The sequence below is a fragment of the Paenibacillus amylolyticus genome, assembly GCF_051136285.1.
Lineage (GTDB): Bacteria > Bacillota > Bacilli > Paenibacillales > Paenibacillaceae > Paenibacillus > Paenibacillus amylolyticus_F.
In genome coordinates, this window is sequence record NZ_CP194938.1 from 4,526,655 (window position 1) to 4,553,117 (window position 26,463).

The window sequence follows — 26,463 nt, forward strand, 5'->3', positions numbered from 1 at the left end:
AATGAGGAGGAACTAAGATATGGCAGTACAACACACAGACAAGGTTCAGAAGATTGACTTGAGAGGCCGGGATTTTATCGAATTCACGGACTATACAGCAGAAGAGATTTGTTACCTGCTGGATCTCGCGATTGAGATCAAAGGCAAACAAAAAAGCGGTGTACCGTTCCAGCCCCTGAAAGGCAAAACGATCGGACTTATTTTTGAAAAATCATCTACACGTACGCGTGTATCCTTTGAAGTCGGTATGTTCCAGTTGGGCGGACACGCACTGTTCCTGAGCAAAAATGACATTCAGTTAGGACGCGGCGAAACGACGCATGATACGGCTAAAGTACTGTCCCGTTACCTGGATGGCATTATGATCCGTACGTTTGGACACCATAATGTGATTGAACTGGCAGAACATGCCGATGTACCAGTGATTAATGGTCTGAGTGATGCGGCGCATCCATGCCAGGTGCTGGCAGATTTCCAAACCGTATTGGAGCATAAAGGTAAACTGGCAGGTCTGAAAATGGTTTACGTGGGCGATGGCAACAATATGGCACACTCCCTGATGCTGGGTGCAGCCAAAATGGGGATGCACGTTGCGGTAGCGACACCGGAAGGATATGAGCCGGACAGCACTGTGGTGGAGCAGGCTCGTGCCATTGCTAAGGAGAGTGGCTCCGAAGTGCTTGTGACGTACAACGCACAGGAAGCCGTGAAAGATGCCGATATCGTGTACACCGATGTATGGGCAAGTATGGGCTTTGAAGAAGAGCAGAAGATTCGTGAGCAGGCGTTTGCTGCGTATCAGGTGGATGAGGAATTGATGAAAGGTGCCAAGCCGGACTACATGTTCCTGCACTGCCTGCCGGCACACCGCGGTGAAGAAGTGAGCGCAGGTGTCATTGACGGCCCCAACTCGCTGATCTTTGATCAGGCAGAGAACCGTCTGCATGCACAAAAGGCTCTGATGGCCGCTTTGATGAGTGAATAGTCGCGATTTGCGGCAATGGGTTGATTTTACAAGCCAATTTGGCGATGATAGATAGAATATAATAAGTGTTTGAATTAACGTAATTGATCTTGGGGAGGACCATATCACATGGCTAAGGAAAAAATCGTACTTGCCTATTCCGGCGGGTTGGACACATCTGTAATTTTGAAATGGCTGAAAGAAACCTATGATGCAGAGATTATCGCTTTTACAGCGGATATCGGTCAGAAGGATGAACTTGATGGACTCGAAGAAAAAGCACTCGCTACGGGCGCTTCCAAAGTATACATCGATGATCTGCGTGATGAATTCGCCAAAGATTTCATCTATCCGATGTTCCAGGCAGGAGCCCTCTATGAAGGCCAATACCTGCTGGGTACAAGTATTGCTCGTCCACTGATCGCTAAACGCATGGTGGATATCGCTCGTGCAGAAGGGGCTACAGCGATTGCTCACGGCGCTACAGGTAAAGGGAATGACCAGGTTCGCTTCGAGCTGAACGCGGCTGCGCTTACTCCGGACATTCAAGTGATTGCCCCTTGGCGTCTGGAAGAGTTCCGCAATCAGTTCCCTGGACGTGCCGAGATGATTGCTTACGCTGAAAAACATGGAATTCCGGTTACCGCTTCTGCGGCGAAACCTTACTCGACGGACCGCAACCTGCTACATATCAGCTATGAGAGCGGTGTGCTTGAAGATCCGTGGTTCGATCCAAGTGCGGACGAGAACAAAGATATGTTCCTGCTGAGCAGCGCACCTGAGGATGCACCGGATCAACCGGAGTACCTCGAACTGGAGTTTGAACAAGGTGACTGTGTTGCCCTGAACGGCGAGCGTCTTAGCCCGCTTCAAGTAATGGAACAATTGAACGAACTTGGTGGCAAACACGGCATCGGCCGTGTGGACATGGTGGAGAACCGTTTTGTCGGCATGAAGAGCCGCGGCGTATATGAGACACCAGGTGGAACCATCTTGTTCACTGCACATCGCAAAATGGAATCCATCACAATGGATCGTGAAGTAATGAACCTGCGTGACAGTTTGATTACACGTTACAGCACGCTCGTATACAATGGATTCTGGTTTGCACCGGAACGTCTTGCGTTGCAGGCGTTGGTAACGGAAAGTCAGAAGAACGTAACCGGTACGGTTCGTGTGAAACTGTACAAAGGAAACGTTATTGGCGCAGGGGTGAAAAGTCCTGTCAGCTTGTATAATCCGGATATTGCTACAATGGAAGCTGATCCTTCGGAGGCGTATGATCAAGGCGATGCAACAGGTTTTATCCGCCTGAACGCGCTACGTTTGAAAGTACATTCCGGTGTGGAACAAAACAAAAAATAATTTGCGGCGTGTGTGTCACGCTAGATCATAATTACTGACAAGGCGGGCCGTTCTTGCACATTCTGGCAGGGGCGGCTTTGTCCATGAACGAAAGGGGATACTCACTGTGAGCAAGCTGTGGGGAGGACGTTTTACGAAGCAAACCAATCATCTGGTTGAAGAATATACCGCATCCATTAACTTTGACAAAGCTTTGGCGGAAGAAGACATTCAAGGCAGTCTGGCCCATGTAACGATGCTGGGCAAATGTGGTATTTTGCCTGCAGAAGATGTGGAAACCATCAAAGAAGGGCTAATTACCGTTTTGCATAAAATCCGTGCAGGTGAAGTGGAATTCTCCGTATCCGACGAAGACATTCACATGAATATTGAGAAAAACCTGATCGAAACAATTGGCCCTGTTGGCGGTAAACTACATACAGGCCGCAGCCGGAATGACCAAGTGGCAACGGATATGCACTTGTATCTACGTGAGCGTGTCGTTGGTTTTGTTGGTATGCTGCACGCGTTGCAGGAAGCGCTGATTGGACAGGCTGAAGATAATCTGGATACGATTGTACCGGGATATACTCATCTGCAGCGTGCACAACCGATTCTGTTTGCACATCACTTGATGGCTTACGTGTCGATGTTCCAGCGTGATGCTGAGCGTCTGATGGACAGCTACAAACGGATTAACGTACTGCCACTTGGTGCAGGGGCGCTTGCGGGTACCACATTCCCGATTGACCGCCATTTTGTAGCTGAGCAACTTGGCTTTGACGGTGTATATGAGAACAGTCTGGACGCGGTAAGTGACCGTGACTTCATTGTAGAGTTTCTGGCAGCAGCTTCCCTGATTATGACTCATTTGTCCCGTCTGAGTGAAGAGTTGGTGCTGTGGAGCAGCACGGAGTTTGGTTTTGTAGAGTTGGATGATGCGTTCTGCACAGGCAGCAGCATTATGCCACAGAAGAAGAACCCGGATGTACCTGAACTTGTTCGTGGTAAAACAGGACGTGTATACGGCAATCTGATCGGATTGCTGACCGTGCTGAAATCTCTTCCGCTGGCTTACAACAAGGATATGCAGGAAGACAAAGAAGGCATGTTCGACACGGTAGCAACGTTAGAGGGGGCACTTCAATTGTTTGCACCGATGGTCGCAACAATGACGGTGAACAAGGATCGCATGCGTCAGGCCGTGAATCAGGACTTCTCCAACGCAACTGACATTGCCGATTTCCTCGTAGGTGAGGGTCTGCCTTTCCGTCAAGCACATGAAGTGATTGGTAAAACGGTATTGTACTGCATCCAGAACGGCAAATATTTGCTTGATTTGACGATTGATGAATTTAAGCAATTCTCACCGCTGTTTGATGATCGGATCTATGCTGTGTTACAGCCTGAAGCAGTAGTTAACGCTCGTAACGTATACGGTGGAACAGCGTCTAATCAAGTGGCGGAGGCTATTTCTCGTAGTGAGAAGCTGCTGGGACAGACGGAGCAATGGATTGAGAATCGGGGTTAATACTTAGGGTCAGTACTCAGTGAAGATCTGACGGTGATCTGAATGGGATAGGATGTAACCAATTGTGATCAAGGAATGAATGAAACAAAAATGAAAAAGGATTAAAAAACTAAAAGAAGCATGTTTTGAGAGATAATCTCTCTGCATGCTTCTTTTTGGTTTCCTGCCGCCCTATGGCCTCTGCCAGCTGCCTTCTGTTACAGAGGTGAGCGCCTCACCGTCCTGAACTACGACATGTCCGCGGACAATGGTACCTGCCACGCTTGACGGGAAAGTGTGCCCAATATAGAGGCTCTGTTTATGTTTGGCGTAATAGTTTTCTTCTGTCACGGTGAATGATTCATTTAGATTTACGATGGCAAAGTCTGCATCCATCCCGATGACGATGCTTCCCTTCCGGTCTGCCAGGTCAAAACGTGCTGCCGGATTGGAAGCTGTCCAGGCAGCAACGTGTTCAAGTGGAATATGATGTGTGAGTGCAAGTTCCAGTGCCGAAAGCAGGGTGAATTGTCCACCACTGATTCCGCCCCATGCCTGAAAGAGATTATAATCTTTCGGGTCTTTCATCTCATAAGGACATGGCGAATGATCTGAGGACAGCATATCGAATCGCCCTTCCGTCAGGAGGGAGACCAGCCGCTGCTGTTCCTCCGCTTCTCTCAGTGGAGGTGCGCATTTGGCGATCGTACCTTTTTCCCGCAAGCTATCATGGTTAAAGAGCAGATAATGCGGGCAAGTTTCCACGGTGACATTCATGCCGCGGGCTTTGGCTGCCTCGATTTTAGCCACGGCTGCTGCGGAACTGATATGAACAAAATGCAGGGCACAGCCTGTAATTTCGGAGTAATAGATTGCGCGTTCAACCGCTTCAACTTCTGCGATGATCGGTCGTGTCTCCAGATAGTCATCAGCACTGACAAGTCCTGCAGCTTCCTTTTCCGCTTTAAGCCAGTTGGTTATCGCCGCGCTTTCCGAATGCAGAGCCAGAATTTTGCCGAGGGCTGCAATCTTTTTCATGCCAGTCAATAACGTCATATCATCGACTGCTTCGAATTCTTTATTGCCTGTGGTAGATAAAAAGGCTTTGAAGCCAATTACGCCAGATTCAGCTAACGGTTGCAGATCATCTTCGTTGCCAGGTACGAGTCCACCCCAGAGGCCAAAATCGACGATGGATTTTTCATTGCCGATCCGTGCCTTCTCCAGCAGTGCTTCTTCCGTGACTGTGGAGGGGATTCCGTTGAGTGGCATATCGAAAAAGGTGGTGCAGCCGCCTGCAGCCATCATGGCCGATCCGGTTGTGAATCCTTCCCAGTGCTCCCTCCCTGGTTCGCTGAAATGCACATGTACATCAATCATACCTGGAAGCACGTGCTGTCCGGTGGCATTCCATTCCTGTTTGGTTTCGCCCTCCAGTGTGGCGGCAATCGCCGCAATCTTGCCATCCTTCACACCAATATCAACGCTCGTGACTCCGTCTGGCAGTACCACGCTTCCGCCGCGTATGATCAGATCATAATGTTCCATATCCATCCCTCTCCTCTTTGGTGGTATTTGAATTGTATGGCTCGGATAGTTGAGCCAGGCCTGTGTTTGTATTCGTATTTACTCGTAGATCGTACCTTTTTTAAATGAAGAGCCTTTAAAAGCAAATTTGCTTAGTAGAAGGTATGCAAGGCCAGCCGTGATGAATCCGATGATCCAGCCGATATCCACAAGCAAGAAGGCAGCCCCGGCTCCGATCAGCATGGCTAACAAGGCGCTTGAGTTATAACCTTTAAATGAACCATTTTCCAGATATAACTCTGCTGTGTTCACCTTCTGTTTTCGCAGGATATAGTACTCAACTAGCATGATCGCTACAATGGGACCAAGGAAGGCGGAGTAGATTAGAATGAACGTGTTCAAGCCTTGTGCCGAGGAATCCTGTACGAGTACCCATGGGAAGGAACAGAGGGCGAGTAAGCCTGTAATAATAACGGATGCTTTGTATTTGAGCTTGGTAACAAGCGAGATGACATAAGCCGGCGGTACGATGTTAGCAACCATGTTAACGGCAACTGCGCCAATAACGATGAAGGCGGAAACGAATACAGTGATATAGGCGTTGTCCACGATAACAGCAAAGGCCTTGACTGGATTGGAAATGCCTGTTGCTGCCGCCATCATCGCCCCGATGGTCAGCACGAAGCCATAAGCGATGACGATAGGGAAGAAGTACAGCATGCTGCGTTTTTTGTCACTGATGCCGCTTTTAAGTTCGCGGGAATAATCACCTGCGCTGAGGAAGATGGCTGCATAATTACCCAGGAATACCATAATGAAAGCGAAGAATGGAAGTCCCCATGTCCCTTTTGCATTCACCCAATGTTCGCTAATGGCTGTGCTGTGGGAGTTGAGCAATAAGCCAAATACGTAGACAAGTGCCAGCATAATGACAACGGAGGCGAGGGTTTCCACCCACTTGATCGCATGAAATCCATACAGTGACAGGACAATCTGAACCGCTTGTAACAAGACGAAACAGATTGGGATACTGTCAAAGCCGCCGCCGCTTAACACTTTAACAATTTCGTTCAAGGCTGTTGCTCCGACCCAGCTCTGGAAGCCGTACCAGACGATGGCAGGCACACCACGTAAAAAGGAGGAGATGATCGATCCTTTGATGCCAAACGACATGCGCAGTTGAACGACATAGGGTATGCCTGTTCGATAACCGAAACGGTCATTGATTGCAAAGATCACGGAAATGATACCAATGGCAATCATCGCAGCTACAAATGTCTGAAACACATTGAGCGTGGCAACACCGGCAACAATGAGGCTCGCTCCGAGTGTCATGTTACCGAGGTTCACGCCATCCCCGATCCACATGAACATGTAGGGTACTGCCCCGATTGTTCTTTCGCTCTCTTGCTTTGGTTTCAAGGAGTCGTCGATGCTGATTTCTTCATGTAGTTGCGTCTGTTTCAGTGCTTGTCCTACCATATTCGTTGACATATCTGCCCCACTCCTCTTTGATATGGGGTGCCGCAAGGCTGGTCGACCTCTGAATTAACGAGTCATTCCATCCATTCCTGTCTGCACACCACAGATGATATAAAAGATGTAAGATAAAATAACTTATTAGTGTTATGTTTCCTTACTTGTTCTTTGTATCTCTTATTTTATCATCTTGTTTGTACAATTCATTGACAAAAACGTAGATTGTTATCGTAATTTCTGTTGAATTTGCATGAAAAAATATGACGTGATGTGTGATGTTAGAAGGGTGGCTTGGAAAATGTATTTTCATGTTCATAAAACCTTACAAAGTTCGGGTTCAGTTCTCTACCCTATTTTCCAGCTTCCTAAGTCCCGCAATCTGGCAGCCGACGTTATCGCCCGGTTGAATGGTGACCGACCCCGGCGTGCCCGTCAAGATGATATCTCCCGGATAGAGTGTCATCACATTCGAAAGAAAAGAGACCAGGTATGTAGGAGAGAAAATCATGTGATCAACCGTATTGCTATGGGTGACTTGGTTATTATGCACCGTTTGAATCTCAAGTTCATTCAGGCTCTCGTATTCATCAGACGTTGAGAGGGAGGAGCCAAGGCTCAGGAAGGTGTCAAAACTTTTGGCGCGCTGCATGAACCTGGGATTGCGGGCGTGAATATCCTTGGCAGTCATGTCAAGAGAGGTTGTGTAACCTGCTATAACGCCCATCGCCTGCTCTTCACAAATGGCTTTGCATGTTTGTCCAATGACAATCGCGAGTTCTGCCTCGGCACTGATCTGTCCGGCTCCATCTGGTAATTGAATTGCTTCCCCAGAGCCAATCAGGGATGAATGGGGTTTGAGAAAGATAACGGGTTCATCCTCGGGTGGGCGGCCGGATAACTCGATTGCTTTCGCCCAATAGTTCATGCCTACACCGATGATTTTCCCGGGTCGGCGATACAATGCACGGTAGGAGGCTTCATTGACCGGTAGATAAGGCAGTGAAGGGAGGTGCTCCTGTCCGTTACTGTCGTACCAGTTATGCAGCGCGGCGAATTGGTTTTTTTGCAGTAAATGGAACAGATCTGTATCCCAGTTCATACCAAGCTGTTCATTTAGCGACGTCAGCGGAATGATACCTCGATCCGTGTAAAAGGCAACCTGTTCTCGCCCTTGATATTCAATCGTTACGAGTTTCATCATCACACCTCTTTCGCAAATTGTTTGGCTGTCCACTGTAATAGCTTAAGATCTGTATTCGTACCGCCGATAAAAGATAGCCCAATGGGCAGTCCGTCAGGACGGAGAGCAGGAACTGTAACCTGAGGCAGGCCAGAGAGCCCGGCGATACAGGAGAGTTGCATCGTTTTGGCGCGGTAAGCCTCTGCTTCAGGACCCTTTAATCCCAAAAGGGGGGCCGGTCCGGGTGCGGTTGGAATGGCCAGTAGTCCATGTTCTCCTAACAGATGAACGAGATTACTCCGTACACGAGCACGTAGCTCCGCTTCGGCCTTGCTGGCAGACTCCTCAAGGGAGCAGGCCCACTCAAAACGTTCAGCGATACCAGGGCCAAATGTCGGACTTTCTTTTGTCAGCCAGTCGCTGTGTTCAACCGCAATTTCCAGGCCTTGTAGAATGCGGAACGCCGCAGACCAGTCCGCCAAGCTCTCGGCAGGCTCCGTCAGGTCGATTGTTTCATAGCCACCCGGCTGCCAGTCCTCCATTTGGTGTAATTTTGAAAGGAGAATCGAGCGGTCCTCAGCTTCTGGAAGGTTCCATGCTTCTGTTGCTATGAAGAAGTGTGAGAATGGTTTCATATCTGTTGTTTCCTTCAACAGAAGCTTTTCTTTCAGTAGCGCGTTGCCTACGTTGCGTAAAATCGTTGCATCCAGGCTCATCCAGCCCACTGTATCGAACGAGTGCGCAAGAGGGATGACACCTTCTGCCGACACAGCTCCATGTGTAGGACGGAAGCCGTACAGGCCACAGTATGAAGATGGAACGCGTACGGACCCACCCGTATCCGTCCCAATGGCGAAATCAACCAGTCCCGCTGCTGCTGCAACGGCGGACCCACTTGATGAGCCGCCTGGAATCCGATTCGGAGCGATGGGGTTAATTGGCGTACCGTAATGGGCGTTTTCTCCGTTCAGGCTGTACATCAGTTCATCCGTCTGTGTTGTGCCTTCGAGGTTTGCTCCGTTTTCCAGGAGGGTGAGCAGGACAGGTGCAGTGGACTCTGAGGGAGCATGTGTGCGAAGCCAATCGGGATTACCTGCTCCGCTTGTTTCTCTCTGAATATCAAAGACATCTTTGACTGCAAAAGTCAGTCCGCTGAGTGAACCCGTATGGGTAGCTGGCAGTTTGATTTCAGCATTAACGTACGCTCCCCACCCGTTAGACTGGAATGAATCCGCATTTTTCTTTGGATCAGGTTTCATTGCCTCTGTCAGTTTCTGGTTTGGAAGTTTCATTATTTATTCTCCTTTCGTTCTTATATTGGGGTTCAGTGTATTTAGGGAAGGGCGAGAGTGAACTTGATTCAGCAACAAGGCCAGTAAAATGCCTACCAATAACCCGTTTCCGAGGAGTGGACGTAGCAGTGGTGGCAGTGTAGTGAAGAGTTCGGATGGTAATCCCATAATGATAATACCTATGAACAAAGGTGCAGCCGTCCGGTAGAGATTCGCCGAATCCATATGAATCTGTCCGAAATACTGGAGAGATGAACCTAACAGGCGAAGGTACGTCACGAACAATATAGCGCTTCCGATACTGAGCGGAAGTTGTGTGAGTAAACCACTCACAGCAGGAATCAGACCGATAGCTGCAAACATCAGACCGCCAATGACAAACGGAAGTCGGTCTCGGATACGGGTTTGCTGGAGAAAGCCAACAGATGAAACGTAAGGTGCGTATGGGACAAGCCCGAGTAGCCCTGATATCACTGCAAGGATACCGCTGATGGTGAAAGAGCGTTTGTACTGGCTGCTCGACGCTTCGTGTTCATAAATAGAGTCCGTACCTTTTAGGGCGCCAAACGTATTCGACGTGTTGATCAGGCCGGCAATAACGGCAATTGTGATTACGCCAGCATTTAGTCCACCCGCTGGTTCCCCGAGTGGAAACCAGCCTGCATCCAGTGTTCCCGAGTTGCCCGTTCCGCTGGAGCTGCCAAAGACAACTGCGTGTAATAACCAACCACCCAAAATACCAATTAGCAAAGCATATTGAGCAATTGCAGGCCGTGCTTTGGCTGATAAAACAGCAACGAAAACGCCCACTGCTGCAGCCAGCAGGAATACGGTTGGTTGAATCGCAGATGATTTATCGGAAGAGCCGGATGAAATGCCCAGCATGCCTTCGAGAAAAATGATATTCAGCCGACAGCCGAGTAAGAACATAAAGACTGCCATGACCCCTGGTGTGAATAATTTGGATAATGGGGAAGCCAGGCCACACAATCCGATCAGGATTGTAATTACACCGGAGATCAATATACCGACGGCTAAACTGCCGCCCAGTTCCGTCAGTGATATGCCCAGTGAGGGTGCTGCCGCGCTGAGACTAAGAATGACGCCCCACCATAATCCGGATTGTCCTTCCATGACAGATCTTTGATGTCCAAGCCAAGCTTGTACAGCACATGCAATTCCAGTGAGGATAAAAGAACACTGGATCAGAAATTGAATTCGTTCCTGGGGCAGTGCAAATGCCGCCCCAACTGTAATAGGTATGACTACTGTGTTGGTAAATAAGAAAAATAGCCACTGTAGCCCGCCCAGTCCAGAGCGTAGCCAGTTGATATTAGACATGTGTCACCTTCCGTGTGGAGCCTCGTTGAAAATGTTTCCTGTGCACATGGGTGATCCATGATGCACTCCATGTATCTTGAACGAAGTCTGAATTGTACAAAAGGATTCCGGGAGTTCCCGGAATCCTTTCTATATTTAAAGAAATAACATTGTTCCTATGCAATATCTAATTCTCTCAGAGCTTTACTCTGCATGCTCGTAAACGTCGAGGGCCTCTTGCACCCCGCGCCCGATCACAATTGGAGCTTTGTGCCGGATTAACACAGCTTCCAGTGCGGACAGGACGAATAATACGTTTTCTTTGCGACAGCTGTAGCCCATGGTGCCTATTCTCCAGATCTGCCCATGCAGCGGGCCGAATGAGCTGGCGATTTCGATCCCAAACTGGGTCAGAAGTGTAGTGCGTACAGACTCACCATCAATGCCTGCTGGGATTTTCACACAGGTGACGACCGGGAGTTTCCATGCTTTATCATTGAATAATTCCAGTCCCATACCACGGATGCCGGCCATCAGTGCTTTTTCATGCAATCGATGACGCTCAAAACGTGCTTCGAGCCCTTCCTCAAGCAAAATGCGCAGCCCTTCACGCAGCGCGTACAGCATAGATGTTGCCTCGGTATGGTGATTCAAACGACGGGGACCCCAGTAGTCTTGCAACTGACTCAGGTCAAAGTAATTACTACGGATGGGGTGTGCTACATCTCGGCGATCACTATCAAGTGCGACACCACGCTCTACCTTTTTCCTACTTGCCAGGATGCGTTCTACTCGTTCGTTGTAAGTCACTGGTGCCATACCGGAAGGTACCGATATGCACTTTTGGGTGCCACCAATTACGGCATCAAGCTGCCATTCATCCACTTTGACGGGTGCGCCGCCGATTGAAGCAACGGCATCGACCACCGTTAATACCCCAAGTTCACGGCAAGCCGGGCCGATTTGATCCAGTGGCTGCATACAACCGGTTGAAGTCTCCCCATGTACTATGGCCACAATTTTGGGTTGAACCCGCTTCACCTCGTCAATCACCGCTTGTTGGTCAAATACTTCTCCCCACGGGCACTCCATCAGATGGAGTTCAGCACCGTGGCGCTCGGCGATTTCAGTCAGCAGATGTCCGAAGCGGCCGAAGATAGGGATAAGCACTTTATCACCTGGCTCGATCAGGCTGCACAGTACAGCTTCCAAACCAGACCGTGAAGTTCCATCAACGGGAAAGGCCCATTGGTTTGTTGTCTGGAAGGTCTGTCGTAACATATCCATGGTTTCATTCATCATTCGGGTAAATTCCGGATCAAACTGACCCAGAATAGGTGTTGCCATAGCTCGTAAAACTCTGGGATCAACCTCGACCGGCCCTGGTGTCATAATCGTTCTCAAAGGTGCATGGATTTCCCGGTACTGTGTCATCTCATCATCGCCTCCTGGTTTCTGGTTGTTGGTTCAGTATGCCAGCTTATATAACAGGTCGATTAACAGGTGTACTCCGCGTTGCAAATCTTCCGTATGGGTAAATTCTGCCGGGGAATGGCTAATGCCACCCTGGCTTGGTACGAATAACAGTCCTGTGGGACAATACGTGCCAAAAATCTGTGAGTCGTGTCCTGCTCCGCTGGTCATCGTTCTGTACGAAATACCTCTGGTTTTTAAAATATCCTCAGCAGTTTGGTTTAACGTGCAATCCATCGCAACTGGGGGTTCATCCATCCATTTATGGTATACGACCTCTGTTCCGTGTTCAGAAGCGACGTTCTCAAATTCGCCGAAGCATGCCTCACAAAATTGCTGAATCGTCTCCGCATCACTGTGACGTACATCCAAACTAAATGTGACCTCGCGTGCAATGACATTACCTACGTTCGGCTTGACTTCCATTCGTCCAACCGTGGCAACGAGTCCGGATTCATGTGCTTTGGCCCGGTGCATTAAAATCCGGATCAGCTCGGCTGAGGTAAACATCGCATCACGACGCCACTGCATGGGTGTTGTTCCGGCGTGATTGCTCTCGCCGTATACCGTAATGTTATAACGGTGTTGCCCAACGATGTGACTGACGATTCCGATGGATTTATCCTCACGTTCGAGTACCTGGCCTTGTTCGATATGCAATTCGATAAAACATTCCAGGTCTTTACGTGTAGGTTGTGGGTGTAGTCCTAACCCAAAGCCTGCCGCTTGCATCGCTTGTTTAAACGGTATTCCGTTTATGTCTTTGAGGTGGTGAATGGCAGTGTGGTCTTTTACTCCCGTTATGTTACCCGAGCCCCAATAAGTCATTGGAAAACGGCTGCCCTCTTCTTCACACAACGATACCACTTCAATGGGTTTGAGTGGCAGGCCGTGGTGTGTCAACAAATATTCCACTGCAATGAGTGCGGCAATGATCCCATAGGCTCCATCATACTTTCCGCCGCCGATCACTGTATCGACATGGGAACCGGTTAACACTACGTTTGCTTCAGGCTCACGTCCGGAGAGTCGACCAAACAAATTGCCGACATCATCATAACGTGCGGATAACCCGAGTTGTTCTATTTTAGACTGGATTGCCTTCTGGGCCGCGCTCCAAGCCGGGTCATAGAGCAAACGGGTCACACCGCCACTTTTGTCTTTTCCGTACGAAGCAAGCCATTCGACCATCTCTTCGATCTGTTTAGACAAGGCAGATGGTTTTGATTGTTCAATCATCAAGTGCAGTATCCCCCATTCCGGCAGCGCTAGCTTTCCAACCGATGTTAGATTAATTAACTTGGCATTGCGTTTAATTCATCGTAAAATAAAAAAAGTTAAAAATCATTCACGAAAATGTAGAAGAATATCTGAATTCGTTGTACATGTTAACCATAGGGGTGGAGAATGATGAAAATGAGTGACCTGCTGAAGCTGCCTGTGTTCAACGGGACAATCGTGGTAGGGGGAAGCGATGGTTTGAACAGGGAAGTCCATACTGTAAATATGATGGATGCTCCAGATATCATTCCGTACTTAAAAAGAAATGAATTGTTGATTACGACTGCTTTTCACTTCAAGGACGATCTGCCGGCGTTGCTTGAACTGATCCGTGAGATGGGGCACCAGGAATGCGCGGGACTGGGTATTAAAAGCAAAAGATTCCTCGGCAGCATCCCTGAATCAGCAGTTCAGCTCGCAAATGAGTTAGATCTTCCTCTGATGGAACTTCCCGTCGATCCTTCACTTGGTGATATTGTCAACAAATCACTGAGCCATATTCTCGATGTGCGAACAACTGAGCTGCATAATGCGATACAGACCCATCGGCAGTTCACTCAGCAGATCATGAGTGGTCAAGGAATACCGAAGTTGCTAGATCAACTATCTTCCTTGCTGCGTTTGCCTGTTTTTCTGCTGGGGCCATATCTACAGCCGATCTTCGGCCGAGTTCCTGCTAAAATGGCAGCGCATCTGGAGGTGTTGTTATCCAGTGGAGGTCAATATCATGTTGCACCTTCCGCGTTCTCTGCATTTTCTCTGCTGGGGGAAGAACGTGAGACGTTAACTTTGTTTCCCGTGTACACCCATAGACAGCTGCATTTCCTCTGCATTACCGGTTTTGTATCTCCGTCTGAACGTTCCAGCATTCTGACCATTGAACAGGCAACCAATGTGATCGCATTTGAGCTAATGAAGGATAATGCCTTGAAGCAAAATCGGCGCCGGATCCAGAACGAATTTTTTACAAACTTCATCGGAGGGGTCTTCTCAAGCAATGAGGAGATTGCGAGTCGGGCGCGGGAGTTCGGACTGTCTAGCGATCAGCGATATATTTGCGCGGTCGGTAAGCTGAATGGCAAGGACCGAACGACGTCATTCATGCAATACAAGGCAGAACAGGACCAGATTGCTGAGCATCTTCAAGGGGAGCTCGCGAACTTCCGTCATCCGATATATCTGTTCACCCATGACCGATCCTATGTGCTACTTATGCCGTTGGTTGAAGAATGGGATAGGATCAAACCTATCGTGATCGAGCTGCTGGAGCGTTTACAGCGCAGGATTGCCACGTATTACGAATCAGAGCTATCTTTTGGTCTCAGCAGTTATGCCCAGCCACTTACTCAAGTCCCTTTATCTTTTAAAGAGGCCAATGAGGCGCTCTATTTCGGAAGTATATCGGGGAAAACGCTCTTTATTGAATTGTATCAGCCGAAGGAAGTATCTGAAATTTTGCGTCTGATCCCTCATGACCATCTAAGAAAGTTTTATGCGGATACGATGCAAGGTTTCGAGGACGAGACACTTAAGGATCACCATATGTTACTTCATACGTTGTCTGTATATCTGGAAACGCATTGCCATCTTGCCGAGACAGCCAAGCGACTATACATTCACCGGAATACCGTAATTTATCGGTTGGAGAAATGCGAGGAGATTATTGGCCGTAGCTTGAAAGATCCGGAAGAAACATTACGGCTACGAATGGCGTTTCGGATCAAAGCGTTGTTGCCGGAAGAGGGTAAGCAGAGTGTTGAAAAGTAGCCGGGTGGATTCGTGGTCGAAAATGTAACTTCAGATTCGGCTCTGCTTATCGATATAGATTTAGGAAGTGCCAATGCAAAAGCAGGCTGAGATGAACTGTACCTCCGGGTTAGTTGTTAGTAACCGAGGGTGTGTCATTTCAAGCCTGCTTTTATGATGAGCATATTTGTTTATGGTAAACAAATGTTTGTGTAGATACCATATCCAAAATGCGGCAAGTATGGAAAGTTTGTAGTTTTTAAGAATCGGTAGTCTTCAAGAGCGATCTGGTTTAAAACGAGCCATCCGCTTACCTTAGTCTCTTTTAGGCAGCGGCAGCCACTTTAACACATCCTGAATTTTCATGTCCCAGTAACCCCACTCATGCTCTCCGGTCTCTTCCTCATAAGTTAACTTGAAGTCTGTCTCGGCGCAGGCTTTTCGGAATGTCTGATTATCTTTATACAGAAAATCCTCTGTTCCACAGCACTGATAGAGTAACGGCTGTGGAGCCGGACTGTGTTTACTTTGCTGGAGCAAATGGATCAGATCGTTCTCTGAACCTGCAAATTGCGGCCCGAAGATGCGTAACAGTTCAGCCTGAGGTAAGGCAGATGGGGCTTCGTTGTTCAGATGAGCCGCCATGTCCAGAGCACCCGAAAGACTTGCAGCAGCAGCGTACTGATCAGGTTTACGCAGTGCCAGCTTGAAGGCACCATATCCACCCATGGATAGCCCTGCCACGAAATTATCTTCGCGTTTAGCTGAAAGAGGGAAGAAGGAACGGGCGAGTGCTGGCAGCTCTTCGCTGATAAATGTCCAGTAACGTCCTCCCTCTGCCATATCCGTGTAGAAGCTGCGGTGAACCTGTGGCATAACAACTGCAATGCCAAGGGGAGCAACATAACGTTCAATGGAGGTACGGCGGAGCCAGATGGAATCATCGTCTGACATCCCATGAAGCAAATATAGGGTGGGGTGCAGACCGGAACCCGTGACATTGTCCATACCAATCTGATTATGAGTCTGTTGTGGCAGAATCACGTGCATGCTTGTGCTTAATCCGAGGGCATCCGAGTAGAAATCACATTTAATAAGTGCCATATCAAAAAGTAACCCCTTTCATAAATGGAAGTTTAGAAGGATGTTTCTATGCGATGGGAAAGGTGAGGAAACTGAGTTATATCAGCCATAATCCAAGGTTATACCCAAAATAGAGCAAATGCAATGATAGGTTATAAAACGTGTTCGATATTCTCGCGTCTTTACAACGTAACAATGTTTTGTTACACTAACTTTGATGAAAAGGGGGTCCTGAAATTGACGGATGATTTGATCTCCAAAAAAGAACTGCTTGATCTGACAGGTATATCATATGGTCAACTGTATCGATGGAAACGGAAAAATCTAATTCCCGAGGAGTGGTTTATTCGAAAATCTTCCTTTACGGGACAGGAAACATTTTTTCCAAAACAGCAGATTTTACAGCGAATCGACAAGATCATTCATATGAAAGATGGGCTATCACTGGATGAACTGGCAGACGTATTCTCGCCTACACTTGGGGAGGTAGAGATGTCGGATCAGCAATTACTGGATCGAAACATTGTTTCGTTAGCTTCGCTTGATCTCTTAAATGAGGCTGGACGACAGCAGGCATTATATGGTTTGGAACAGATTATGATGTTATATGTGCTTGAAAAGCTGCTTCTTAGCGGGGATATTACCCAGCAGGAAGGGTTGCTGCTGATTGATGTCATGTCTGAACACTACTACCGGTTCCGTGACCGTGTCAGTGAATTGCTGCTTATTCGCAAAATGGGTGTACCTACCTTTATGGTAGTGAACTCGGGAGCGGAGCTTTATTTTGATCAAGGTGTAAAAGTGGTACTTCGCATTCCGCTTGCAACGTTTATGGAAGAATTGAAACTTAAATTGGGCTGAGGGGGATTATACGAATGGAAGAACGTCACTTAAGAAATGATCTGAATGTCACAGGCTCTCGCAAAACGACAGGCGGCTCCTATCACCGGGTCAATATTGACGGGATGGCTAAACTGGACGGTGATCTGGATTGTTCCTCTTTAAGCGTTAACGGCACTCTGAAAATCTATGGTTCCCTCGTCTCCGAAAGCACAACGGTAAATGGAATGGCTAAAGTAGAAGGGGAGCTGCGCACTCAATCTCTCGATGTCAATGGATCACTGGGAGTTCACGGAGCAGCTCGTGCAGAAAGTACGACGGTTAATGGTATGTGTACAATCAATGGTCCACTGGTTAGTTCACGGCTTCGTGTGGATGGCATGAGTACAATCAATGGGGACCTGACTACGCCGGAATTGACGGTGAACGGGAAATGTAATGTGCGCGGCAGAGTGGATGGCGAACGTATTGATATCGGGGGTATGGTAACCATTGATGGAGATGTACAGGGAGAGAGCATCCAAGTGCAGGGGAATATCAAGGTAGGTGGACTGCTAAACGCGGACAGTGTGGAGATTCGTCTATATACGTCTTCTTCTGCGAGAGAAGTAGGCGGGGGACGTATCGATATCCGGCGCAGGGAACGCAGTGGCTTCTGGAAAGCACTCGGATTGGGCGGTGCACCATCCTTCAGAGCTCAACTGATTGAGGGAGATGAGATTGTACTGGAAGATACCGAGGTGGATACGGTTCGAGGTAATCGAGTCCATATTGGGCGCGGCTGTAATGTCCGTTTTGTGGAGTACTCTGGCGAACTGTCTGTTGATCCGGAAGCGAAGGTAGGCAACAGTGAGCGAATCTAGCCAAGAATTCAACTTTTGTGGCATCTAGATGGCAGTGCTGATGGCAGGCATTTCAAGGGAGAAGGTTTTGCCATAAAGCAATCGGTCCTTGGACTGATTGCTTGTTACTGCTTTTCGGATATACTAATGCAGTCATATGAATAGAACGGGAATGGAGAGATTGACAACAATGGCTGCACGTAATAATAAAATTGGATTTGTGCTTGCAGGTTTGCTGCTCAGCATTTTAATGGCCTCTATGGATAATACCATCGTAGCTACGGCCATGGGCGATATCGTCGGCAAGCTTGGCGGACTGGACAAGTTTGTCTGGGTAACCTCTGCCTATATGGTGGCTGAGATGGCGGGCATGCCAATCTTCGGTAAACTGTCCGATATGTACGGACGTAAGAAGTTTTTCGTCTTTGGTATCATCGTGTTTATGCTTGGCTCCGCATTGTGTGGGACCGCAACATCAATCGTTGAACTGACAATGTATAGAGCTATTCAAGGGATTGGCGCAGGAGCATTGGTACCGATTGCTTTTACGATTATGTTCGACGTAGTTGCACCGGAATCCCGAGGCAAGCTGGGTGGATTGTTTGGAGCGGTCTTCGGCCTTTCGAGCGTGTTTGGGCCGCTGCTTGGAGCTTATATTACAGAGTATGCGACCTGGGAATGGGTATTTTACATCAATCTGCCACTGGGTTTGATTGCATTTCTGTTTATCGCATTCTTCTATAAGGAATCTCACCAGCATCAGTCACAGCAGATTGACTGGCTGGGTGCTGTTACATTGATTGGTGCTGTAGTCTGCCTGATCTTTGCTCTGGAGCTGGGTGGCAAGACGTTTGCTTGGGACTCCGCGCAGATTTTGGGACTGTTTGCTGGATTCGTCGTGCTAACCTTGCTCTTCCTATATGCTGAGACGAAGGCTAAAGAACCAATTATCTCATTCAGTATGTTCCGCAAGCGGGTGTATTGGTCAAGTAACGTTATTGCCATGTTCAGTGGTGCAGCATTTATTACTGCATCGGTGTATATCCCGATTTTCATCCAGGGCGTGCTTGGCGGTAAAGCAACCAACTCGGGTCTTGTCTTGTTGCCGATGATGCTGGGTTCCGTAGTGACGGCTTCCATGGGCGGTGTGCTCATGACCAAAACGAAATACCGCAATATTATGATTCCAACGCTGGCTTTACTTGCAGTGGGACTAGGTTTACTTACAACATTGGATGAAAACTCATCCTTGTGGACGATCCGTATCTATATGGTCATGATTGGACTTGGGGTCGGTGCATCCTTCTCTGTGCTCAGTAATGCAGCGATGAATGCCTTCGAACCGCAAAGACGGGGGGCAGCAAGCTCTACACTGAACTTTCTGCGTTCTCTGGGTATGACAATGGGGATTACAATCTTTGGGATTATACAGAGTCAAGTATTTACGCGTAAAATGACGGACGGCATGGCTGGCGCTGCTGGCGAAGCCGGTGCATCTGCTGGAGCACCAGCAGGTGGGATTCCTGCCGGGATGGATCTGACCGATCCACATGCACTGTTGTCACCAGAACTTCGTCAAGGAATTCCGCCACAGGTGCTGGAATCCATTACTCATGCGTTATCCTCTTCCATTGTGCAATTGTTTGCCTGGGCGGTGATTCCGGCAGCCCTTGCGTTGATTGCTTCCTTCTTTATGGGGAACGAGAAAATGGTTGTGGGAGAAGAGCAACACGAGTATACAGGTGGGCACTAGGCTAAGGGGTGTTAAGCCATTATCGAAACATTAATCCAGTGTTTATTCTTGGGTTATAATGTTTTGAACTAAGGAAAAACAACGATTGTCATAGATGGGCTTCGTTAGAATATCTTGAAAAAAACATGTCTCAAATCCCGTCATGGGTATGAGACATGTTTTTTTATTTTTCTTACAGATCATTCTTGTAGCCCTAAGGCTTGTGTTTAAGTTGAACTTTCATTTACACAATAACGGAGAGGACAGAAAAAACCTGAAGAAGCGGAGCTAAAAGCTTTCTGCAAGAAAGCTGCATCGGAAGCATAAGCTTCGCCTTTTTCACCGGATTTTTCCCTTTGGAAAAGGGAATCAAAAAAATCTGGGGATAACAGCGATCGGAAGGTTATTCTGTCCGCGGAGTGCCAAGTGTAAATCTCTTTCGTTCTACTTGTACACCTAATTTTAAGGCTGATTCCCTTCACGAATGCCATCCTCCACCACAGAAGGTTGCTTCGGATCTGGCATGCTGATGTGACCTGAACGTGCAATCAGACGGCTTTGAGCCTTGTAGGTGTCGCGTGAGATCGTTTTGGATTCAACCACTTGGCCATCCACTCTTTTGGTGCGGATCGTCTCGACGATATAACCGGGCTGTCCATTCTGAAGCACTTGCTGGGCGCCCTCAGGTAGCACATTGCTGGATACATATTTTACGGGAACACTCAGCGTTTCAATCGTATGGGACTCCAGTGCATAACTGACGTTTTCCGGGAATGTGCCGAAAAATTTCACGACCATGCGCCCGCCTTGCACCTTCGCGTGGATCAACAGGGACTTCTCGGTGCTGTTTCGAAAACGAAAGTTAATGGCACCTGAGGCAAAGGTAGCATCCAGCCCTTTCGGCAAATATTTAACCGGCATGGAATGATTACGCCGTTCCACAATATCCAGGCCCGTTAGCAGAGCAGCGTTATATACGGTACTGGATACCTGACAGATTCCTCCGCCAATTCCGGGTGTTAGCCGTCCATTAACGATGACCGGTGCCTCCCGAAAACCATAATCCTTCTCCGCTTTGCGAATGACCTTTTCATAGTCGAACACACCCCCAGGCAGCAAAATCATCCCGTGAATAGCCTGAGCTGCAGCGCTCACATTATGTACCCGGCCCTGACTGCTGTTCCCCAGTCCCGTAGAGAATTGAACGATTTTGCGTTCAATGCCCTCCTGCTTCAGGGAATCGATGGTTACTTCGGGTTTCAAGGTGTATAAGGGTAAAAGAATCCGGATCGGATCTGGCTTGACTCCGTCATTCACTTCAATTAAATCTCGGTGCAGCTTATTCTGCACGAGGGCAGAAAGTGTTTTCCAATCGATCCGGCGCACACTTTTCTCCGGAATGTACTGAACTTGATCATTTGCGGTGATCCGGCGGACAGCTTCCGCCGGGATACCGAAGGTTTCTTTTTCCCAGGCAGGGCTAAGCAATTGTTGAAAGGTTTGTTCGTTGTAGGCCATATCCAGTGGGAAGGTCTGAGGGAATCGATACCGTGCATATGCGCGTTCCCACAGGTTCCCCTCGTCCAGCTGTTTCACTGCGGCCTTGAAGCTGTTTACATGGTAACTCACCCCTAGTTCAGTTGCGGGATGTGTCATCGTTATCGGGTTTGGTTCAGCGACTTCGATTGTGACAGGCCAGTCCTGCAATTGTTGAATGCGCGTTTGTAATTCTGCCAGCACTTGCTTGCGAGGTTTGTCATCGAGTGCCCAGCCGCCGACCTGTACCCCTTTGGGAAAGTTGGGCTGATTCACGTACACATAGAGCAGTCCATAGGACGCGGAGCTGATCAAGAGCAGAGAGAACAGGACGATGACCGTTACATGTATTTTTTTCATAACCGAACGCTCCTTTTGGCTTCTGTTGTTCCGGAATTCGCAACACTCTCTATCTATATGATCCAAGAGTGGAAAACTTTCGGGTACTCAATAGGTAACAAATTTGTTACAATAAACTTCATATGAATCCATGCTTCACCATCAAAAGAGGGACGGGATGGATTTTTCCTGATGAATTTCAGGTCTTTTTAAAGGAAATGCCGGGATTGTGTCGAAATTATAATGGCTAACTATGCGAGCAGGAAGTGATGATGTGATAGAAATGCAGGACGTGTGGAAGACCTACGCCAATGGTACCCACGCATTACAAGGGGTGTCGGTGAAGATCGACCGCAATGAATTTGTCTATATCGTTGGTCCATCCGGTGCGGGCAAATCGACATTTATGAAACTGATGTACAGAGAAGAAGTGCCAACCAAAGGACAAATATCCATTAACGGATTTAATATTGGCAAGCTGAAACCACGTAAGATTCCTTATGTGCGCCGTAATATCGGCGTTGTGTTTCAGGATTTCCGTCTGCTGCCGAAGATGACTGCATTTGAGAATGTTGCATTTGCAATGGAAGTTATTGAAGCACCTAAGCGGCATATCAAGAAACGGGTTATGGAAGTGCTCGATCTGGTAGGGCTGCGCAGCAAGGCCAACCGGGAACCTTCACAGCTCTCGGGCGGGGAACAGCAACGGATTGCAATCGCACGTGCGATTGTGAATAATCCTTCCGTCATTATTGCGGACGAGCCTACAGGGAATTTGGACCCGGAGACGTCCTGGGGCATTATGCAGTTGCTGGACGAGATCAATTTTCGGGGAACAACGATTGTTATGGCTACGCACAACAGAGACATTGTAAATACGATGCGTAAACGAGTTATCGCCATTGAGAGCGGAAAGATTGTACGGGATCAGATGAGAGGGGAATACGGTTATGAATTTTAGTACTCTCTTGCGGCATCTGCGGGAGGGTTTCAAAAACGTATTCCGCAATGGTTGGATGTCCGTGGCATCCGTCATGTCGATTATCGTCTCTCTGTTTATTCTTGGCGTGTTTATGCTGCTTGTGCTCAACGTTAACTCGATGGCAAATCAGGTCGATAGCCAAGTGGAGATCAGTACGTTTCTGGAGCTGAATGTGGATGAGAACCTGCGTAATACATTGCAGCAGGAGATCAGTGCGATGCCAGAAGTCAGTGAGATTCGTTTTGTATCCAAGGAAGAAGGACTCAAAGAATTCCGCGAACGTCTTGGGACCAGTGCTGATAATGTATTAAGTGGTTTCGATGTAGATAACAATCCGCTCCCGGATACGATCGAAGTCAAAGTGATTGAACCGGAAACGGTTAATTTTGTCGCGCAAAAGATCGAAGCCTTAAACGAGACACATCCGGAGAAGCCGATCATGAAAGTGAACTACGGCAAAGAAACGGTGGATGTTCTTTTTAAATTTACGAAGCTTGTTCGGAATATCGGATTTATTTTTGTCGGGGGACTGGGTCTGATGTCCATGTTCCTGATCTCCAATACGATTCGCGTAACGATTCTGGCACGCCGCCGGGAGATTGGTATTATGAAGCTGGTGGGCGCGACCAACACCTTTATCCGCTGGCCTTTCTTTATTGAAGGGGCGTTAATTGGACTGATCGGTTCCGTCATTACGGTCGCGGTTCTGTTCTTCGGATACAGTCAATTGCTGGCAACGATTGGTCAGGATGTCTTTATGCAGATGCTTAATCTGATACCACTGAGTGAGATTTGGCCGCTGATGGGGACGCTGTTGATTGGGCTTGGTGTACTTGTGGGCATTTTGGGCAGTACGCTATCAATACGTAAGTCGCTTAAGGTGTAAGTTGAAAATATCGAAAAGAATGACAAAACAGGTTCATTATTGAGCGCTGTTTGACGATATGTAGGAAAGACGCAATGGTTATTAGGATTTGGATGAAAGAAAGCAAAGAACATGCTGTTCACCACCTGTGCAGGTTGCTTTCTTGTGAAATCATAGGATGGGGGATCATCATTTTGAAAAAAACCGCTTCGCTGCTGGCCTTTATGTTACTGGCCGGTATGACGTTTCAACCTTCTGACGGATACGCCAAGAATAGCATTAGTGATATTGACCAGCAGATTCAGCAACTGGAGAGTAAGGCGGCTTCCGCCAAGCAGGAGCAAAAGAAGGCTGCTGCCAATAAGCAGGAAGCCCAGCATTATAAGAACAAAACCAATGAATATCTGAAGGTTGTCCTGGAGCAGATTAATGTCGTTAGTGATGAGCTCGCGAGTGTATCGTTGCAGATCGAAAATACGGAGGACGAACTCCGTACAACCAAAGAAGAACTGCAAGCGGCAGAAGACCGGATCGTGGCAAGAGGAAAGTTGTTGGAATCACGTGTTCGTCTGATGTATACGGACGGAGCTGTATCCTATCTGGATGTTCTATTGTCCTCCACCAGCTTCACCGATTTTCTAACCCGAGCAGATTCACTTAAAACGATTGTGGATCAGGATCAACATCTGTTAGATGAACATAAAGCGGACAAGCAACTTGTGGTGGAGAAAAAGGCAGATCTGGACCGGCAGTATGCGCAAGCCAAAAGCCTTTATTCACAGAAGAAACAACGCAAGTCGCAGCTGAACGAGAAAGAGAAGGAAAAGCAAGTGCTTCTGGCTTCATATGATGCTAAAATTGAACAATCCGAAGAGTTGACAGCGGAGCAGGAAGCGGTCTTGATGCAGATCGCCGGCAAGCGTTCAGCTTTGCTGCAGGAGAAAAATAAATTGCGTGAGCAACAGGCGGCAGCGGCAGCTAAAGCACGAGCTGCAGCTTTAGCAAGAGCGAAAGCTGCAACCAAGCAACCAACACGTGTAAGCTCAAACGGCAACAGTGCGGTTACCTATTCATCAGGAAGCGGCATATTTGCAAAACCTGTCTCTGGTGGACGTATTTCTTCATCATTTGGTCCGCGGATTCACCCGATTACAGGTGAAGTAGGCAAAATGCATGCGGGTGTCGATTTCGCTGTGCCTGTGGGCACATCTGTTCATGCAGCTTCCGGCGGAATTGTCATTATGGCAGAATGGTATAGTGGATATGGTTATACGGTTATTGTTGATCATGGCGGAGGTTTGTGGTCATTATATGGTCACTTGCGTGAAGGTGGATTCAAGGTTAGCAAGGGAGATACGGTCAACAAAGGGGATACGATTGCCGAGTCAGGCAATACCGGGAACTCGACGGGACCTCACTTGCACTTTGAGGTGCGAGATAATGGAACAGCTGTGAATCCGATGAACTATTTATAGATCCCGGATTCAATAGAGACAAATTGGTTTAAACTTCGAATGGAAAAATCATAATCCGTACAAGCTAGACATATACTAAGCTGGCATGTTCAGGGAATGATTCGGGGCAATCCGAATCGGATGCGCTTCAAAACTAAAGGCGGTGACAAACGGATGATGAAAAAAAGATCGGCGCTGCTGTTCGTTATTCTGGGACTGCTTGGCGGGAGTCTGTTAACGCTAGTGTTAATGACTTACCCGGGCATTACAAGTCAGGTCAGACCCGGCGAAGGACTGCTGGCAAGTGTGACCGGCAGCTCGCAGCAGAAAAACGATTTGAAGAAGATTGAAACCGCGATGGATTTGATCTCCAGCAACTATTATAAAGATGTCGACCGTACCAAGCTGATTGATGGTGCGATCAATGGCATGATGGAATCTCTCGGTGATCCGTACTCCAACTATATGGGACAAGAAACAGCTGCCCAGTTTGAAGAATCAATCGAAGGTTCATTTACCGGAATTGGTGCTGAGGTTTCCTCGCAAAATGGTAATGTCGTTGTCGTATCACCAATCAAAGGTTCGCCTGCTGAAAAAGCTGGTATTCGTGCGAAAGACATCATTATGTCGGTTAACGGTGAATCGCTTCAAGGACTTGAGTTAAACAAAGCGGTTAACAAGATTAGAGGTCCAAAAGGCAGTGAAGCCAAAGTACAGGTGAAACGTGCGGGATCAACAGAGCCGATTGAATTCACGATTGTACGTGATGATATTGATCTGGAAACCGTCTATGCACATATGGAAGATGGCGGTATTGGCGTCATCAACATTACGCAGTTCTCGCTGAATACAGGCGAGCGGTTCAAACAAGAACTGGCGAAGCTGGAGAAGCAAAATATGAAGGGCCTGATCATTGATGTACGGAATGACCCGGGCGGTGTACTGCAAGTCGTCATTGATATTGCAGAACAGTTCGTACCGAAAGGTAAAGTCATCGTTCAGGTTGAAGATAAAAACGGTAAGAAGGAACAAAGTAAATCGAATGGATCAGCTAAACCTTATCCAATCACCGTTTTGATGAATAAGGGTAGCGCAAGTGCTTCCGAAATTCTGGCTGGTGCTTTGCAACAGTCGGCAGGCGCTAAACTGGTAGGTGAGAACTCCTTTGGTAAAGGAACTGTACAGACTAGCTACGAAAAACAAATGGGTGACGGTAGCCTGCTGAAGATTACAATTGCCAAATGGTTAACACCAAATGGTAGCTGGATTCATGAAAAAGGCATCAAACCCGATATTGCAGTGAACCAGCCCGATTATTTCTCGGTTGCACCGATTAATAAAGAGAAGCTGCCACTGAAATATGACAGCAATAGCACGGATGTGAAAAGTGCACAGACGATGCTGAGAGGACTTGACTTCAAGCCGGATCGTGTGGACGGATATTACGACCAGAAGACGGAAGAAGCAGTCAAGGCGTTCCAGAAGAAAAAAGGCATTCAGGTTACCGGCCAGATTGATGAGAAAACGGCCGAATCTCTGGAGGCATCTCTGATTGAACGAATCGCCAATCCTCAATATGATGCACAGCTGAAACGCGCGATCGAAAATGTCTCGAAGGATATTTCGTCCGCGGTGTCGAAGCCATAGAGAAGGCTGATTTTCAGCCTTCTTTTT

20 protein-coding genes are annotated in these 26,463 nt (G+C 47.9%); 11 read left to right on the forward strand and 9 right to left on the reverse strand.

Annotated elements, in window-relative coordinates; all coding sequences use genetic code 11:
• Positions 1-19 precede the first annotated feature (19 nt).
• The 3 genes from argF to argH all read left to right on the forward strand — a co-directional run bounded on the left by argF (position 20) and on the right by argH (position 3,839).
• Positions 20-985, forward strand: a complete 966-nt coding sequence (argF, locus tag ACR8BL_RS19835; RefSeq protein WP_434749204.1) for an ornithine carbamoyltransferase — start codon at positions 20-22, stop codon at positions 983-985.
• A 108-nt stretch (positions 986-1,093) separates the two neighbouring features.
• Complete coding sequence (locus tag ACR8BL_RS19840; RefSeq protein ID WP_090922968.1) at positions 1,094-2,329, forward strand: argininosuccinate synthase; 1,236 nt, start codon at positions 1,094-1,096, stop codon at positions 2,327-2,329.
• Positions 2,330-2,435: 106 nt separating this feature from the next.
• The gene (gene argH, locus ACR8BL_RS19845) at positions 2,436-3,839 is read left to right on the forward strand and encodes an argininosuccinate lyase (protein WP_434749205.1); all 1,404 of its coding nucleotides are present in this window, start codon (positions 2,436-2,438) and stop codon (positions 3,837-3,839) included.
• 171 nt (positions 3,840-4,010) lie between these two features.
• Here the strand turns inward: argH and ACR8BL_RS19850 are convergent, their stop codons facing one another.
• The 7 genes from ACR8BL_RS19850 to allC form a co-directional block, all read right to left on the reverse strand.
• Positions 4,011-5,366 (reverse strand): allantoinase, encoded by a 1,356-nt coding sequence (locus ACR8BL_RS19850; protein WP_434749206.1) that lies wholly within the window; start codon positions 5,364-5,366, stop codon positions 4,011-4,013.
• Between the two features lie 78 nt (positions 5,367-5,444).
• Complete coding sequence (locus ACR8BL_RS19855; RefSeq protein WP_434749207.1) at positions 5,445-6,839, reverse strand: NCS1 family transporter; 1,395 nt, start codon at positions 6,837-6,839, stop codon at positions 5,445-5,447.
• A 322-nt stretch (positions 6,840-7,161) separates the two neighbouring features.
• Positions 7,162-8,025, reverse strand: a complete 864-nt coding sequence (locus tag ACR8BL_RS19860; RefSeq protein WP_434749208.1) for a fumarylacetoacetate hydrolase family protein — start codon at positions 8,023-8,025, stop codon at positions 7,162-7,164.
• The gene (locus tag ACR8BL_RS19865; RefSeq protein WP_434753184.1) at positions 8,025-9,263 is read right to left on the reverse strand and encodes an amidase; all 1,239 of its coding nucleotides are present in this window, start codon (positions 9,261-9,263) and stop codon (positions 8,025-8,027) included. The genes ACR8BL_RS19860 and ACR8BL_RS19865 overlap by 1 nt, the downstream gene beginning before the upstream one ends.
• 36 nt (positions 9,264-9,299) lie before the next feature.
• Positions 9,300-10,637, reverse strand: coding sequence for a uracil/xanthine transporter (locus ACR8BL_RS19870; protein ID WP_434749209.1), 1,338 nt, complete (start codon positions 10,635-10,637; stop codon positions 9,300-9,302).
• 183 nt (positions 10,638-10,820) lie between these two features.
• Complete coding sequence (locus ACR8BL_RS19875) at positions 10,821-12,050, reverse strand: pyridoxal-phosphate-dependent aminotransferase family protein (RefSeq protein WP_434749210.1); 1,230 nt, start codon at positions 12,048-12,050, stop codon at positions 10,821-10,823.
• A 33-nt stretch (positions 12,051-12,083) separates the two neighbouring features.
• A complete protein-coding gene (gene allC, locus ACR8BL_RS19880; protein ID WP_434749211.1) occupies positions 12,084-13,328 on the reverse strand; it encodes an allantoate deiminase in 1,245 nt (414 codons plus the stop codon).
• 168 nt (positions 13,329-13,496) lie between these two features.
• Here allC and ACR8BL_RS19885 point away from each other — a divergent pair, with 168 nt between their 5' ends.
• Positions 13,497-15,137: a PucR family transcriptional regulator gene (locus tag ACR8BL_RS19885; RefSeq protein WP_434749212.1), complete on the forward strand. Its 1,641-nt coding sequence runs from the start codon at positions 13,497-13,499 to the stop codon at positions 15,135-15,137.
• Between the two features lie 294 nt (positions 15,138-15,431).
• Here the strand turns inward: ACR8BL_RS19885 and ACR8BL_RS19890 are convergent, their stop codons facing one another.
• Positions 15,432-16,220 carry an alpha/beta hydrolase gene (locus ACR8BL_RS19890; protein WP_434749213.1) on the reverse strand — a complete coding sequence of 263 codons (789 nt, stop codon included), beginning with the start codon at positions 16,218-16,220 and terminating at the stop codon, positions 15,432-15,434.
• 216 nt (positions 16,221-16,436) lie between these two features.
• Here ACR8BL_RS19890 and ACR8BL_RS19895 point away from each other — a divergent pair, with 216 nt between their 5' ends.
• The 3 genes from ACR8BL_RS19895 to ACR8BL_RS19905 all read left to right on the forward strand — a co-directional run bounded on the left by ACR8BL_RS19895 (position 16,437) and on the right by ACR8BL_RS19905 (position 19,634).
• Positions 16,437-17,060 (forward strand): YhbD family protein, encoded by a 624-nt coding sequence (locus ACR8BL_RS19895; RefSeq protein WP_434749214.1) that lies wholly within the window; start codon positions 16,437-16,439, stop codon positions 17,058-17,060.
• A gap of 14 nt (positions 17,061-17,074) precedes the next feature.
• Positions 17,075-17,902 carry a hypothetical protein gene (locus tag ACR8BL_RS19900; RefSeq protein ID WP_434749215.1) on the forward strand — a complete coding sequence of 276 codons (828 nt, stop codon included), beginning with the start codon at positions 17,075-17,077 and terminating at the stop codon, positions 17,900-17,902.
• A 169-nt stretch (positions 17,903-18,071) separates the two neighbouring features.
• Positions 18,072-19,634 carry an MDR family MFS transporter gene (locus ACR8BL_RS19905; RefSeq protein WP_434753185.1) on the forward strand — a complete coding sequence of 521 codons (1,563 nt, stop codon included), beginning with the start codon at positions 18,072-18,074 and terminating at the stop codon, positions 19,632-19,634.
• Between the two features lie 441 nt (positions 19,635-20,075).
• On the opposite strand, the gene ACR8BL_RS19910 is transcribed toward ACR8BL_RS19905, so the two are convergent.
• The gene (locus ACR8BL_RS19910) at positions 20,076-21,509 is read right to left on the reverse strand and encodes a VanW family protein (protein ID WP_434749216.1); all 1,434 of its coding nucleotides are present in this window, start codon (positions 21,507-21,509) and stop codon (positions 20,076-20,078) included.
• A gap of 253 nt (positions 21,510-21,762) precedes the next feature.
• Between ACR8BL_RS19910 and ftsE the strand changes: the two genes are divergently transcribed.
• The 4 genes from ftsE to ACR8BL_RS19930 all read left to right on the forward strand — a co-directional run bounded on the left by ftsE (position 21,763) and on the right by ACR8BL_RS19930 (position 26,436).
• Positions 21,763-22,449: a cell division ATP-binding protein FtsE gene (gene ftsE / locus ACR8BL_RS19915; protein WP_434753186.1), complete on the forward strand. Its 687-nt coding sequence runs from the start codon at positions 21,763-21,765 to the stop codon at positions 22,447-22,449.
• Positions 22,439-23,356, forward strand: coding sequence for a permease-like cell division protein FtsX (gene ftsX, locus ACR8BL_RS19920; protein ID WP_434749217.1), 918 nt, complete (start codon positions 22,439-22,441; stop codon positions 23,354-23,356). The genes ftsE and ftsX overlap by 11 nt, the downstream gene beginning before the upstream one ends.
• 173 nt (positions 23,357-23,529) lie before the next feature.
• Positions 23,530-24,810 carry a murein hydrolase activator EnvC family protein gene (locus ACR8BL_RS19925; RefSeq protein ID WP_434749218.1) on the forward strand — a complete coding sequence of 427 codons (1,281 nt, stop codon included), beginning with the start codon at positions 23,530-23,532 and terminating at the stop codon, positions 24,808-24,810.
• A 153-nt stretch (positions 24,811-24,963) separates the two neighbouring features.
• Complete coding sequence (locus ACR8BL_RS19930) at positions 24,964-26,436, forward strand: S41 family peptidase (protein ID WP_434749219.1); 1,473 nt, start codon at positions 24,964-24,966, stop codon at positions 26,434-26,436.
• Positions 26,437-26,463: the final 27 nt, after the last annotated feature.

Bases quoted from the DNA above. Each gene is read 5' to 3' on its own strand.
- argF (WP_434749204.1), top strand. From the start codon at position 20: ATGGCAGTACAACACACAGACAAGGTTCAGAAGATTGACTTGAGAGGC.
- ACR8BL_RS19840 (WP_090922968.1), top strand. From the start codon at position 1,094: ATGGCTAAGGAAAAAATCGTACTTGCCTATTCCGGCGGGTTGGACACA.
- ACR8BL_RS19850 (WP_434749206.1), bottom strand. From the start codon at position 5,366: ATGGAACATTATGATCTGATCATACGCGGCGGAAGCGTGGTACTGCCA.
- ACR8BL_RS19855 (WP_434749207.1), bottom strand. From the start codon at position 6,839: ATGTCAACGAATATGGTAGGACAAGCACTGAAACAGACGCAACTACAT.
- ACR8BL_RS19860 (WP_434749208.1), bottom strand. From the start codon at position 8,025: ATGATGAAACTCGTAACGATTGAATATCAAGGGCGAGAACAGGTTGCC.
- ACR8BL_RS19865 (WP_434753184.1), bottom strand. From the start codon at position 9,263: ATGAAACCTGATCCAAAGAAAAATGCGGATTCATTCCAGTCTAACGGG.
- ACR8BL_RS19870 (WP_434749209.1), bottom strand. From the start codon at position 10,637: ATGTCTAATATCAACTGGCTACGCTCTGGACTGGGCGGGCTACAGTGG.
- ACR8BL_RS19875 (WP_434749210.1), bottom strand. From the start codon at position 12,050: ATGACACAGTACCGGGAAATCCATGCACCTTTGAGAACGATTATGACA.
- allC (WP_434749211.1), bottom strand. From the start codon at position 13,328: ATGATTGAACAATCAAAACCATCTGCCTTGTCTAAACAGATCGAAGAG.
- ACR8BL_RS19885 (WP_434749212.1), top strand. From the start codon at position 13,497: ATGATGAAAATGAGTGACCTGCTGAAGCTGCCTGTGTTCAACGGGACA.
- ACR8BL_RS19890 (WP_434749213.1), bottom strand. From the start codon at position 16,220: ATGGCACTTATTAAATGTGATTTCTACTCGGATGCCCTCGGATTAAGC.
- ACR8BL_RS19900 (WP_434749215.1), top strand. From the start codon at position 17,075: ATGGAAGAACGTCACTTAAGAAATGATCTGAATGTCACAGGCTCTCGC.
- ACR8BL_RS19905 (WP_434753185.1), top strand. From the start codon at position 18,072: ATGGCTGCACGTAATAATAAAATTGGATTTGTGCTTGCAGGTTTGCTG.
- ACR8BL_RS19910 (WP_434749216.1), bottom strand. From the start codon at position 21,509: ATGAAAAAAATACATGTAACGGTCATCGTCCTGTTCTCTCTGCTCTTG.
- ftsX (WP_434749217.1), top strand. From the start codon at position 22,439: ATGAATTTTAGTACTCTCTTGCGGCATCTGCGGGAGGGTTTCAAAAAC.
- ACR8BL_RS19930 (WP_434749219.1), top strand. From the start codon at position 24,964: ATGATGAAAAAAAGATCGGCGCTGCTGTTCGTTATTCTGGGACTGCTT.